The organism is Thermoanaerobaculia bacterium, assembly GCA_018057705.1.
Lineage (GTDB): Bacteria > Acidobacteriota > Thermoanaerobaculia > Multivoradales > JAGPDF01 > JAGPDF01.
The window spans coordinates 29824-42138 of the sequence record JAGPDF010000032.1 but is presented as its reverse complement, the minus strand read 5'-3'; the positions used below and the strand labels follow the sequence as shown (position 1 = coordinate 42138).

Annotated in this window: 11 protein-coding genes and 2 tRNA genes; 11 read left to right on the top strand and 2 right to left on the bottom strand. The window is 64.8% G+C overall.

What is annotated here, in order from left to right; genetic code table 11:
• Positions 1-401: hypothetical protein (locus tag KBI44_11775; protein ID MBP9145155.1), on the bottom strand; the 401-nt coding region annotated here is incomplete at its 3' end.
• Positions 402-504: 103 nt separating this feature from the next.
• On the opposite strand from KBI44_11775, the gene KBI44_11770 reads away from it, so the two are divergent.
• Positions 505-1842 (top strand): hypothetical protein, encoded by a 1338-nt coding sequence (locus KBI44_11770; protein MBP9145154.1) that lies wholly within the window; start codon positions 505-507, stop codon positions 1840-1842.
• 64 nt (positions 1843-1906) lie between these two features.
• On the opposite strand, the gene KBI44_11765 is transcribed toward KBI44_11770, so the two are convergent.
• The gene (locus tag KBI44_11765; GenBank protein ID MBP9145153.1) at positions 1907-2626 is read right to left on the bottom strand and encodes a PD40 domain-containing protein; all 720 of its coding nucleotides are present in this window, start codon (positions 2624-2626) and stop codon (positions 1907-1909) included.
• 564 nt (positions 2627-3190) lie between these two features.
• Here KBI44_11765 and KBI44_11760 point away from each other — a divergent pair.
• From KBI44_11760 to rpoB, 10 genes are all read left to right on the top strand, one after another.
• Positions 3191-3265 (top strand) — tRNA-Thr (locus tag KBI44_11760).
• 119 nt (positions 3266-3384) lie between these two features.
• Positions 3385-4590, top strand: a complete 1206-nt coding sequence (gene tuf, locus KBI44_11755; protein MBP9145152.1) for an elongation factor Tu — start codon at positions 3385-3387, stop codon at positions 4588-4590.
• 26 nt (positions 4591-4616) lie between these two features.
• A tRNA-Trp gene (locus KBI44_11750) sits at positions 4617-4693 on the top strand.
• A gap of 21 nt (positions 4694-4714) precedes the next feature.
• Complete coding sequence (gene secE, locus KBI44_11745) at positions 4715-4927, top strand: preprotein translocase subunit SecE (protein MBP9145151.1); 213 nt, start codon at positions 4715-4717, stop codon at positions 4925-4927.
• Positions 4928-4947: 20 nt separating this feature from the next.
• A complete protein-coding gene (gene nusG, locus KBI44_11740; protein MBP9145150.1) occupies positions 4948-5532 on the top strand; it encodes a transcription termination/antitermination factor NusG in 585 nt (194 codons plus the stop codon).
• A 17-nt stretch (positions 5533-5549) separates the two neighbouring features.
• Positions 5550-5975: a 50S ribosomal protein L11 gene (gene rplK, locus KBI44_11735; protein MBP9145149.1), complete on the top strand. Its 426-nt coding sequence runs from the start codon at positions 5550-5552 to the stop codon at positions 5973-5975.
• A 163-nt stretch (positions 5976-6138) separates the two neighbouring features.
• Positions 6139-6840 (top strand): 50S ribosomal protein L1, encoded by a 702-nt coding sequence (locus tag KBI44_11730; GenBank protein ID MBP9145148.1) that lies wholly within the window; start codon positions 6139-6141, stop codon positions 6838-6840.
• 11 nt (positions 6841-6851) lie between these two features.
• Positions 6852-7379 carry a 50S ribosomal protein L10 gene (gene rplJ, locus KBI44_11725; protein ID MBP9145147.1) on the top strand — a complete coding sequence of 176 codons (528 nt, stop codon included), beginning with the start codon at positions 6852-6854 and terminating at the stop codon, positions 7377-7379.
• 79 nt (positions 7380-7458) lie between these two features.
• The gene (gene rplL, locus KBI44_11720) at positions 7459-7842 is read left to right on the top strand and encodes a 50S ribosomal protein L7/L12 (protein ID MBP9145146.1); all 384 of its coding nucleotides are present in this window, start codon (positions 7459-7461) and stop codon (positions 7840-7842) included.
• 184 nt (positions 7843-8026) lie between these two features.
• The gene (rpoB, locus tag KBI44_11715; protein MBP9145145.1) at positions 8027-12280 is read left to right on the top strand and encodes a DNA-directed RNA polymerase subunit beta; all 4254 of its coding nucleotides are present in this window, start codon (positions 8027-8029) and stop codon (positions 12278-12280) included.
• Positions 12281-12315 lie beyond the last annotated feature (35 nt).

The window sequence follows — 12315 nt, the reverse complement described above, 5'->3', positions numbered from 1 at the left end:
TCCCCCTGCTCGGTCCGCCCGGCATCGTAGATGGCGCCGATGTGCGGGTGCTTGAGGCGCGCCAGGGTGTCGATCTCGCGCTGGAACATCCGGATGTGCGGCTCGTCCACGAAGCGGCCACCGCGGATGACCTTGAGCGCCACCCGCCGCCGCGGGTGCTGCTGCTCCGCCTCGTAGACGATCCCCATCCCCCCTTCGCCGAGCTTGCCGAGAATGCGGTAGGCGCCGAGCATCCAGGGTCCGTCGCCGGGTGCGCCGGCTGGCCGGACCGGGGCTGGCGAGCCGCCAGCGAGAGTGGGCGCCTGCGCGAGCGGCGCCGGGTCGAGGGTTTCGAGCTCCCAGGGGCGCTCGGGGGCGGCGGCGGAGGGGCCAGGGGCCGCTCGATCCTTCGGGGTCGACAAGGGCGCTTCTCCAGATGCGGACGGAGCTTAGTGTACGCTCGCGAGGTTGCTGTCGGAAACTGCGCAGCCGGTCGTTTCGCGGCGTGCTACCTTGGCGATTGCGATGAAGTTCTCCCTCCGCAGACGCCCACTCCTCCGGGCGATGCTCGTGCTCCTCGCCGTCGGGGTCGCGCAACCCGCAGTCGCCCAGCTCGTCGGCCCCGAGTTCCAGGTCAACAGTTTCACGACCGGCGACCAGGACTATCCGGCGGTCGCCTCCGACGCGGCGGGAAACTTCGTCGTGGTGTGGAAAGGGGACTCCCAGGATGGCTCCGGATTCGGCATCTTCGGCCAGCGCTTCGATTCCGTCGGGGCGCGGTCGGGGAGCGAGTTCCAGGTCAACACCTTTACCTCGCTCGACCAGGACTCGCCCGATGTTGCCGCCGATGAGGCGGGGAACTTCCTGGTGGTCTGGAAGCGCGTCGCCCCTGAGAGCGCCGACTCCAACCTGTTCGCTCAGCGATTCGATGCGGCGGGCCAACCTGCCGGCGGCGAGTTTCAGGTCAACAGTTCGACGACGGGAGAAGCGGCCGTGCTCCCTGCAGTCGCAGCGGACGGTCTGGGCAACTTCGTCGTGGTCTGGCAGGACGATGAGGTGATTGCGCGGCGTTTCGACGCCGACGGCGCTCCGCTGGGCGGCGAGTTCCAGGTGAACTCCGCGACCTTCGATGCCCAGGGCCGGCCGGCCGTGGCTTCGAGTGCTGCGAGCGCCGCAAGCTCTGCGAGCACTGCGGGAACGCCCGGAAGTTTCGTCGTGGTCTGGGACAGCTATGGCCAGGACGGTTCGAACTACGGCATCTTCGGTCAGCGCTTCGACTCCGCCGGCACCCCGGTGGGCGGCGAATTCCAGGTCAACACCTACACGTCGAACTGGCAGGTCGCGCCGGCGGCCGCGATGGGTCCTTTGGGCGACTTCGTCGTGGTCTGGAACCGGGCGCGCAGCACGGGCGGCCAGGGCAGTGAGATCGTCGGCCAACGCTTCGACGCGACGGGAAGTCCCGTGGGCAGCGAGTTCTCGGTCAGCACTTCCGCCCCGGGCTACAAGTGGAATCCGGCGGTCGCGGTCGATGCCGCCGGAAGCTTCGTCGTGACCTGGGGCGACCCGGGCCAGGACGGTTCCTCCCATGGAGTCTTCGCCCGGCGATTCGACGCGTCGGGCAGTGCCGTGGCCGGGGAGTTCCAGGTGAACACCTACACCTCCTCGGCCCAGTTCGCGCCTGTGATCGCGGCCGGGACCGGCGAGAAATTCGTCGCGGTCTGGATCAGCGACCCGGGGCAGGACGGCCTCGAAGCCGGGGTTTTCGCACAGCGGCTCGCGCCGGTGCCCTTCAGCGACGGCTTCGAGTCCGGCGATACCTGCCCCTGGAGCACGACAGTGGGGGGCGGCGACTTCTGTCCCTAGTCGCGGCGCCAGGCGTCGCGGGGCCATTACCCACCGGCTTCCCGGCCCGTCGCCGTTGCCGGCGTCAGCGCCAGGATGCGGCGGTGCCGGTTTCGAAGTCCTCGCGAAAGACCTCCTGAAGAGTCATGCCGCCCGAGTCGGGGGCGACGTACCAGTCGAAGATGCCGCCGCCGTCGAGGTTGGCCGAGTAGCGCACCAGGCCGCCGCCGAGGATCTGGAAGGGCCGCTGCACGGCGCCCCCGATCGGCATTTCGGGCGAGAGGCGCACGGACGAGCCTCCCGTGGCAGGCGAGGAGTAGAGGTGCCAGGAGCCGACCGTGTTTCGTCCCTGGCGGTAGACGACGCGGCGGCCGTCCGAGCTCCAGGCGAAATCGTCGACGTCATGCTCGTGCGGCAGCCAGCCGTTCAGCTTCGTGGCCGGGCCGCCGCCGATGGCGACGGTGTAGAGCTCGTATTTGGTCCAGCTGATCGGGTCGGCTGAGAAGGCGACCCTCCGGCTGTCGGGCGAGATGGCCACCAGAATCACGTCGCGGTCGGCGCCGAGGTCGGGCGACAGGCGGACGGCCGGGCCTCCGGCGGTGGGCGCGCTGTAGAGCTCGTACTTGCCGGGCGTCGACGCGTCGACGATACAGACGAGGTAAGCCCTGTCGGGCGTCAGCAGCGTGGTACCGAAGGGCCCATGCCCCTGCGGGCAGGCGGCGCGCGCCGCCACCGGGCCGAACGGGCCGAACCCGAGAGCGAGCCAGAGGCCGGCGATCGGAAGCCAGGCCTGCCGTCCCGTCATACGACTCTCCGCCGGACGTCCACCCAACTGCGCTGTTCAAGATTCTTCAAGGTGAGAGCTCCTCCTCGCGAGCAGTACGTTTGCGCTCGGCTGACCGTCCAAGGGGTCCCCCCTCCGGGCGCGCGTCCGGCCTCCGGCCCCGCCCCGGGGCGGTGGGTGCGTGAGGCTGCACCCTGTCGGGCAGATCCGCAGCGAGCTGGTTCACAGGCAGGGTGACTTCGGACGGGCAGGGGGGTGGTCCGAAGGATCGGCACGGGATATCCTTCTCGAGGCCATCCCCAGCGGGGGCCAGCCTCCGGACGGACAGATTCTGGGCCGATTTTGAAGGAAAAGCGCCCTCCGGGCCCGATCGGGTCGAAAAATTGCTTACACGGGGGCTAGACAAGAAATCCCCGAGATGCCAGAATTCGCGGTCCACCCAGCTTCCGTCGCAAATTACGCGGCGGCATGGAGTTGGGGTGCAAAAGGCAGCGAATCAACAGGAGAGATGCGAGATCTTCAGGTTGCGCCGCTGATCGGCTGCCGCCGTCAGGCTGATGCGGCGCGGGTCCGGCGTGAGTCTGCGCCCACGTAGCTCAGCGGTAGAGCACTTCCTTGGTAAGGAAGAGGTCATCGGTTCAAGCCCGATCGTGGGCTCCATTGATTCGCCGGGGTTTTGCCGGATTCACTCGGGTGGATGGAGCTGCAAGCAGTACTTGAGTCTGTATACGAACCGCCCGTCCGCGGGCACGGCCGTCTGAGGAGGCAATCGGGGCGCCATGGGCAAGGAAAAATTCGACCGCACCAAGCCGCACGTGAACGTTGGAACGATCGGTCACGTGGACCATGGGAAGACGACGCTGACTGCGGCGCTGACGAAGGTCGCCGCTGACAAGGGCTGGGGCAAGTATGTGCCGTACGACGAGGTGGCGAAGGCTTCCGAGTCGCAGGGCCGTCGTGACCCCACGAAGATTCTGACGATCGCGACGTCGCACGTCGAGTACTCGACGGCGAACCGCCACTACGCGCACGTCGATTGCCCCGGTCACGCGGACTACGTGAAGAACATGATCACGGGAGCGGCGCAGATGGACGGCGCGATCCTGGTGGTTTCGGCGGTGGACGGCCCGATGCCGCAGACGCGGGAGCACATCCTGCTGGCGCGTCAGGTCGGCGTGCCCTACATCGTGGTGTTCCTGAACAAGTGCGACATGGTGGACGATCCGGAGTTGCTGGACCTGGTGGAGATGGAGGTTCGCGACCTGCTGTCGTCGTACCAGTTCCCGGGCGACGACACTCCGATCATCCGCGGCGCGGCGATCAAGGCTCTGACGGGCGATCCGGGTCCTCTGGGCGCGGAGTCGATCATCAAGCTGTACGAGGCTCTGGACACCTACATTCCGATGCCGGAGCGCGACGTGGACAAGGCGTTCCTGATGCCGATCGAGGACATCTTCTCGATTTCGGGTCGCGGCACGGTGGTGACGGGCCGGATCGAGCGCGGCATCGTGAAGGTGCAGGACGAGATCGAGATCGTGGGCATCCGGCCGACGCAGAAGTCGATCGTGACGGGCGTCGAGATGTTCCGCAAGCTCCTGGATCGCGGCGAGGCGGGCGACAACGTCGGAGTGCTGCTGCGCGGCACGAAGAAGGACGACGTGGAGCGCGGGCAGGTGCTGGCGAAGCCGGGTTCGATCACGCCGCACACGGTGTTCAAGGGCGAGGTGTACGTGCTGACGAAGGAGGAGGGCGGTCGTCACACGCCGTTCTTCAACGGCTACCGTCCGCAGTTCTACTTCCGTACGACGGACGTGACGGGAGTGGGGACGCTGCCGGCCGGCACGGAGATGGTGATGCCCGGCGACAACGTGAACCTTTCGATCGAGCTCATTGCTCCGATCGCGATGGAGAAGGGCGTGCGCTTCGCGATCCGCGAAGGCGGCCGCACCATCGGCGCGGGCACCGTCACCGAAGTGGTCAAGTAAGCATCGTACTGATGTGGACGATTTCTAGGCCAGTAGCTCGAACTGGTAGAGCGCCGGTCTCCAAAACCGGATGTTGGGGGTTCGAATCCCTCCTGGCCTGCCAAGCATGGATTGTGGGAGCGAAATGAACTGGTTGGAAAAGGTCAAGGACTTCTTCGCTTCGATTCCTCGGTTCATCGGCGAGGTCAAGGCCGAGATGAAGAAGGTCTCGTTCCCCACTCGTGACGAGGTCGTGGGAACGACGATCGTGGTACTGGTGACGAGCGTCGTCTTCGCCATCTACCTCTGGCTGGCGGACATGATCATCGTCCAGCTCTTCAAAATGGTGGGCTCGTGACGGCCCCCACCTTCTCGTTCATGGGTTTGGGCGATGCCGAGAAGGTGGGCGGCGCCAAGGCGGATTCCCCGCCGGCGAGCCGCCATTGGTACATCGTCCACACCTACTCCGGGTTCGAGGAGCGGGTGCGGCAGCATCTGCGCCAGCGTGCCGATGCCTTGGGCTATGGCGAGTCGATCGGAGAGATCCGCATTCCGATGGAGACCATCGTCGAGCTCAAGGGCGGCAAGAAGCGCGAAACGCAGCGCAAGTTCTTTCCCGGCTACATTCTCGTCGAGATGGAGATGAACGAGAACACCTGGCACGTGGTCAAGAACACGCCGAAGGTGACCGGCTTCGTCGGCATGGGCAAGACGCCGACGCCGCTCTCCGCCGAGGAAGTGACGCAGATCCTCGAGCAGGTGGTGACGGCGAAGGAGAAGCCGAAGCCCAAGCATGTCTTCGAGAAGGGCGAGCCGGTCAAGATCGTGGATGGTCCCTTCAACAATTTCACCGGTGTGGTCGACGACGTCAACCTGGACCGCAACACGCTCAAGGTCATGGTGACGATTTTCGGGCGGCACACGCCGGTCGAGCTCGATTTCCTGCAGGTCCAGAAGCTCTAGTCGGGAAAGGTTGAATCATGGCGAAGAAAGTTACCGGGTACGTCAAGTTGCAGATTCCGGCGGGCAAGGCGACGCCGGCTCCCCCTGTGGGCCCGGCGCTCGGACAGGCCGGCGTGAACATCATGGACTTCTGCAAGACGTTCAACGCCCGAACCCAGGCCCAGGAAGGTCTGATCATTCCGGTGGTGATCACGGTCTATTCCGACCGCAGCTACACTTTCATCACCAAGACGCCGCCTGCGGCGATTCTCCTGATGAAGGCGGCGGGCATCCCGAAGGGATCCGGCGTGCCGAACCGCAACAAGGTCGGAAAGGTCTCGAAACAGCAGGTCGAGGAGATCGCGAAGTCGAAGCTGCCCGATCTCAACGCCGGCACCATCGAAGCCGCCGTCCGCATCATCGAGGGCACCGCCCGCTCCATGGGCATCGAAGTCCAGGGCTGAGCTGCGAGTTGGTTGAAGGAGCTCGACAGCCGTCGAGTTCGAGATCTGGAACGAACTCGACAGTCGTCGAGTTCTCGGGAAACCGGCTTCGCCCAACTGAGGGCTTGGCCAGACGGATCTGGGAGGCCGCAAAAACGGCCGTTCGGACCAGAGGGAACCAGGAATGAGCAAGCACGGAAAGAAGTACCGCAGCTCGGCCTCCAAGGTGGAGCCCAAGCTCTATCTGCTGGCGGACGCCATCAAACTGGCGACCGAGACGGCCTACGCCAAGTTCGACGAAACGGTCGAGATCGCGATGCGGCTCGGCGTCGACCCGAAACATGCCGACCAGATGGTGCGGGGAACCGTCCTGCTGCCGCACGGGCTCGGACGGACGGCGCGCGTCCTGGTCTTCGCGCAGGGCGAGAAGATCAAGGAGGCCGAGGAGGCCGGCGCCGACTACGTCGGTGGCGAAGAGCTGGCGAAGAAGATCGAAGGCGGCTGGCTGGACTTCGATTCGGTTGTCGCGACCCCCGACATGATGCGCGTCGTCGGGCGGCTCGGCAAGGTGCTCGGCCCGCGCGGCCTGATGCCCAATCCGAAGACCGGCACGGTGACCCCCGACGTGAAGCGGGCGGTGGAGGAGATCAAGGCCGGTAAGGTCGAGTTCCGCGTCGACAAGACCGGCATCATCCACGCGCCCTTCGGCAAGCGCTCCTTCGGTCCGGAAAAGCTCTCGGAGAACGCGAACGCGCTCGTCGCCGCCGTGATCAAGGCCAAGCCCCCGGCCGCGAAGGGGAAGTACGTGAAGTCAGCGACGGTGTCGTCCACGATGGGTCCCGGGATCCGCGTCGACGAGAACGCCCTCGCGGGCGCTGAGGAGTAAGGGAGCTCGACATGCCACTGACGCGAAATACCAAGGAAGAGATCCTCGGAGGCTACGAAGAGGCCATGGCCTCGGCGGAGCATGCCTTCGTGGTGGGATTCAAGGGCATCACGGTGAACCAGGTCAACGACCTGCGCAGCCGCGTTCGCAAGTCCGGCGGGCAGTACGTGGTCATCAAGAACACACTCGCCCGTCTCGCGGTCGCCGGCAAGCCGCTCGAGCAGGTCAAGGAGCACTTCAACGGTCCGACCGCGGTGGCCTACAGCCTGGCGGATCCGGTCGCGCTCGCCAAGGTCCTGACCGATTTCGCCAAGGATGCCCCGGCGGTCCTCGAGTTCAAGGGCGGCCTGGTCGAAGGGCGGCCGATCGATGCCTCGCAGGTGAAGGAGATCGCTTCCCTGCCGAGCCGTCAGGAGCTGCTGGGGAAGCTGCTCTTCCTCATGCAGTCGCCGATTCAGCGTTTCGTTCGAGTCCTCGCGGCGTCCGGGCCACAGCGCCTTGCCATCGTGCTGGACCAGGTCGCGAAGAAAAAAGAGTAAGCCGGGCCGGGGGGTGCTCCCCGCGCCGCAAGAATAATCAGGACTTCGGGCTCGAAGGCCCGAGACGACGGAGGAAGAGATGGCTATCCAGGTCGAAGAGTTCATCCAGAAGATCGACGGCATGTCTGTGCTCGAGTTGAACAACCTCGTCAAGGCGCTCGAAGAGCACTACGGCGTGTCGGCGGCCGCGGCTGCGGCTCCGGCGGCGGCGGCGGGCGGCGGCGCGGCTGCGGCGGCTCCGGCCGAAGAGCAGACCGAGTTCGAGGTCGTTCTGACCAGCGCGGGTGACAAGAAGATCAACGTCATCAAGGTGGTTCGCGAAGTCACCAGCCTCGGCCTGAAGGAGGCGAAGGACCTCGTCGAGGGCGCCCCCCAGAAGATCAAGGAAGGCGTCTCGAAGACCGAAGCCGAATCGATCAAGAAGAAGTTCGAAGAGCAGGGGGCTCAGGTCCAGATCAAGTAAGGGGGTGGCTGGACACGCACCCTTCTTCGCAAGGCCGTCGCGGACGCCAGCAGCGTTCCTGCCGGCCGTAGAGCGCACCCCCGCCAAAGCCGCGATTTCGCGGCTGGGGCGGGGTGTCGACTCTTTTTGGCCCTAAATTGCCGCATGTAGCTCTTTGGATCACGGGGTGGACAAGATCGAACCCATGGAAAATCTAGCCAAGACCGTAGGCCGCACCCGCAAAAACTTCTCGCGGATTCAGAGCACGCTCGCGATCCCGAACCTGATCGACGTCCAGAAGCGGTCCTATGACCGATTCCTGCAGATGAACCTGCTCCCCGAGGAGCGGGCGAATCAGGGCTTGCAGTCGGTGTTCACCAGCATCTTCCCGTTCTCCGACTTCCGCGAAACCTGTTCGCTCGATTTCGTGAAGTACACCATCGGAGAATGGCAGTGCAAGTGCGGTGAGATGAAGGGTCTGGAGTTCCTTCGCACCACCTGCACCAACTGCGGTTCCAGGGTCATGACCGACCATCCCCACGAAGAGACGGTCACCTGCACCCAGTGCGGCTTCGTGAACAAGAACCGGGTCACCAAGTGCGACACTTGCGGCAACCCGGTCGATCTGCATCTCGACTATTCGATCGCCGACTGCCAGGAACGCGGCATGACCTTCGCCGTGCCTCTCAAAGTGACGTTCCGGCTGTTCGTCTACGACAAGGACCCCGAGACGGGCGCGCGAATGATGCGTGACGCCAAGGAGGAAGAGGTCTACTTCGGCGAGATCCCGCTGATGAGCGATCACGGTACCTTCATCGTGAACGGCACCGAGCGCGTGATCGTGAGCCAGCTGCACCGCTCCCCCGGAGTGTTCTTCACCAAGGAAGGCCCGCGCACGTATCTCTCGAAGATCATCCCCTATCGTGGATCGTGGGTGGAGTTCGAGTACGACCAGAAGGAAGTGCTCTCGGTCCGTATCGACCGCAAGCGCAAGTTCCACGGCACCGTGTTCCTGCGCGCCCTGGGCCTCGAGACCGACGAGTCGATCCTGCGCCAGTTCTACGCGGCGGTGGGCGTCGACGTCTCGAACCCCTCGGAGTTCACGCTGACGATCCCGCCGACGGTGCTGGAGCGGGAGCGGCATCGTGACCGGCAGACGCGCGGCCGCCGGGAAACCTACCCGGTCTTCGCCGGCGTCACCCTTTCGAAAGCCATGGTCGCCGAACTGGAGCAGGGCAAGCCCGTCCAGACGAAGGTCAAGACTTCAGACCTCGAGAGCGCGCTCTTCGCCGCCGACGTCGTCGACCTCGAGACCGGCGAAGTCCTCTTCGAGGCCAACGATCTCGTACCGGCGGACATTTCGGAGCGCCTGAAGGGCAAGAACCACACCGGCGTCGAGGTCATCTTCCCGGAGTGGGATCTGTGCGGCGCCGTGCTGTCGAACACGCTTGCCAAGGACAACACGCGCAACTCCAAGGAAGCCCTGCTCGAGATCTATCGCCGCATGCGCCCGGGCGATCCTCCGACGCTCGACTCGGCGCGGTCGCTGTTCTACGGCATGTTCTTCGACGCCAAGCGCTACGACTTCTCGCGCGTCGGGCGCTTCAAGTTCAACATCAAGCTCGATTCCGAGGTTCCGGTCGATCAGAAGACCCTGTCGGAGTCGGACTTCATCCGCGTCATCGAGTATCTGCTGCGGCTGCACAAGGACATCGGACGGGTGGACGACATCGACAACCTCGGCAACCGCCGGGTGCGCGCGGTGGGCGAGCTGCTCGAGAACCAGTTCCGCATCGGCCTCGTGCGCATGGAGCGCGCGATCAAGGAGAAGATGTCCGTCCATCAGGACATCGATTCGGCGATGCCGCACGACCTGATCAACTCCAAGCCTGTCATTGCGGCGATCAAGGAGTTCTTCGGCTCGTCCCAGCTGTCGCAGTTCATGGACCAGACGAATCCGCTTTCCGAAGTCACCCACAAGCGCCGTCTCTCGGCCCTCGGACCGGGCGGCCTCTCACGGGAGCGCGCTGGCTTCGAGGTTCGCGACGTCCACGCCTCCCACTACGGCCGCATCTGCCCGATCGAGACGCCGGAAGGCCCGAACATCGGTCTGATCTCGTCGCTCGCGACATACGCCCGGATCAACGAGTACGGGTTCATCGAGAGCCCCTACAAGAAGGTCGAGAACGGGCGCGTGCTCAACCACTACAAGGTCGTCAAGGTCGGCGACGGCAAGTTCAAGCTCGGCCAGCTGATCACCGAGGACGACCTCCTCGGTGAGAACGCGCGCCTGGCGAAGGCCGGCAAGCGTCTGATCGAGCCCGAACCTCAGGCCTTCTATCTCACCGCCTGGGAAGAGGAGAAGTACATCATCGCGCAGGCGAACCAGCGCACCGACGACAAGGGAATCTTCCGGGACGACCGGGTGATCGCCCGGGCCGGCGGCGACTTCGTCACCGTCGAGCGCGATCGCGTCGACTACATGGACATCAGCCCGAAGCAGCTGGTGTCGGTGGCGGCGGCGCTCATCCCCTTCCTCGAGCACGACGACGCCAACCGCGCACTGATGGGTTCCAACATGCAGCGCCAGGCCGTTCCGCTGCTCGTAGCCGATGCGCCGATCGTGGGCACCGGCCTCGAAGGCACCGTCGCCAGAGACTCTGGCGCCGTGGTTCTCTGCCAGCGCGGCGGAATCGTCGACCTGGTGGACGGCGAGCGCATCATCGTCCGCGTCGAGGGTGAGGACATCGAGACCGGCGAGCAGAAGGAATTCGGCGCCGACATCTACCAGTTGACCAAGTTCCGGCGCTCGAACCAGAACACCTGCATCAACCAGCGTCCGGTCGTGAAGCAGGGAACCCGCGTCCGCAAGGGCGACGTTCTGGCCGACGGTCCGTCCACGGACATGGGCGAGCTGGCGCTCGGCAGGAACGTCCTCGTGGCGTTCACGCCATGGCGGGGATACAACTTCGAAGACGCGATTCTGATCTCCGAGAAGATGGTGAAAGAGGACTACTTCACCTCCATCCACATCGAGGAGTTCGAGATCGAGTCTCGGGACACCAAGCTCGGACCGGAAGAGATCACGCGCGACATCCCGAACGTCTCGGAGGCCGCGCTCAAGGATCTCGACGAGGCGGGGATCATCCGCATCGGCGCCACGGTCAAGGCCGGTGACATCCTGGTCGGCAAGGTGACGCCCAAGGGCGAGACCCAGCTGACCCCGGAAGAGAAGCTCCTGCGGGCGATCTTCGGCGAGAAGGCCGGCGACGTTCGCGACGCCTCGCTCAAGGTTCCGCCCGGCATCGAGGGCACGATCGTCGACGTCAAGATCTTCTCCCGCAAGGGAGTGGAGAAGGACATTCGCGCTCAGGAGATCGAGAACCAGGAGATCGACCGGCTCGAGAAGAACGCCCGCGACGAGGTCCGCATCTTCTCGGAGGAGCGCAACAAGAAGATCAACGACATCCTGCTCGGGCAGGTGGTGACGGCGGCCGTCAAGTCGCGCACCGGCGAGAAGGTATTGGACAAGGGCGACCGCATCACGCGGGAAGCCCTGCTGTCGCTCTCCCGCCAGGAAGTCATCCGGCTGCCGCTCGCCGAGAAGAAGCTCTCCGACCGCGTGGAGCTGGTCTACCGCAAGACGGACTCGCACATCGAGATCCTGCACCGCGTCAACAAGCAGCGCATCGAGCTGCTGCAGAAGGGCGACGAGCTGCCGCCCGGCGTCATCAAGCTGGTCAAGGTCTACGTCGCCATGAAGCGCAAGCTTCAGGTCGGAGACAAGATGGCCGGCCGCCACGGCAACAAGGGCGTGATCTCGCGGATTCTGCCGGAGGAGGACCTGCCGTACCTTCCCGATGGCACTCCGGTCGAGATCGTCCTCAACCCGCTCGGCGTACCCAGCCGAATGAACGTGGGTCAGATCCTCGAAACCCACCTCGGTTGGGTGGGCAAGGTCCTGGGCCTCGAGTTCGCGACGCCGGTGTTCGACGGTTGCACCGAAGAGGACATGCGGGCGCTGTTCGACGAGGCGGGCCTGCCGCACTCGGGCAAGACGCTGCTCTTCGACGGCATGACCGGCGAGCCTTTCGAGCAGCACGTGACGGTGGGCTACATCTACATGCTGAAGCTCTCCCATCTCGTCGACGACAAGATTCACGCGCGCTCGATCGGACCGTACTCGCTGATCACGCAGCAGCCGCTCGGCGGCAAGGCGCAGTTCGGCGGCCAGCGTTTCGGAGAGATGGAAGTCTGGGCCCTCGAGGCCTACGGCGCCGCTTACACGCTGCAGGAACTGCTGACCGTGAAGTCGGACGACGTCGAAGGCCGCAGCCGGGTCTACGAAGCGATCGTCAAGGGAGAAGTTCCGGAGGAGCCGGGTCTGCCCGAGTCGTTCAATGTGCTGGTCCGTGAGCTCCAGAGTCTCTGTCTCGACGTCGAGCTTCTGAAAATCTGATTTGGTTCCACTCGCGAGAGTTTGAGGAGGAACGA